This window comes from Roseateles chitinivorans, assembly GCF_002761755.1.
GTDB lineage: Bacteria > Pseudomonadota > Gammaproteobacteria > Burkholderiales > Burkholderiaceae_C > Roseateles > Roseateles chitinivorans.
This window is the reverse complement of sequence record NZ_PEOG01000172.1, coordinates 1-516: the sequence shown is the minus strand read 5'-3', so window position 1 is coordinate 516 and position 516 is coordinate 1. Positions and strand designations below refer to the sequence as shown.

The following is a 516-nucleotide window of genomic DNA, read 5'->3' as shown; positions in this document are numbered from 1 at the left end:
GACGGTGTACGACATGCTGGGCATCACGCCACCGGCGACCGTGCGCGGCGTCCCGCAGAAACCCCTCGACGGCGTGAGTTTCAAAGCGGCACTGGCTGATCCTGATGCACCCACGGGCAAGGAGACCCAGTTCTACGCGATGCTGGGCACACGCGGCATCTGGCACAAGGGCTGGTTCGCCAACACCGTGCACGCGGCAACCCCCTCGGGCTGGGGTCATTTCGCCGACGACCGCTGGGAGCTCTTCCACATCGACGCCGATCGCAGCCAGTGCCACGATCTGGCCGCCGAGCACCCCGACAGGCTCGAGGAACTCAAGGCGTTGTGGTTCAGCGAGGCCGACAAGTACAACGGCCTGCCGCTCGGTGACCTGTCCATCCTGGAGACCACCACGCGGTGGCGGCCCTACCTGACCGGTGAGCGCACCAGCTACACGTACTACCCGCACACCGCCGAGGTGGGCATGGGCGCGGTCGTCGAACTGCGCGGGCAGTCGTTCAAGGTGCTCGCCGAGGT

At 66.9% G+C, this 516-nt stretch carries 1 pseudogene; it reads left to right on the top strand.

The annotated features are described in order from the left end of the window. Positions 1-13: 13 nt before the first annotated feature. A pseudogene (locus tag CS062_RS25230) lies at positions 14-516 on the top strand (arylsulfatase); the annotation flags it as partial.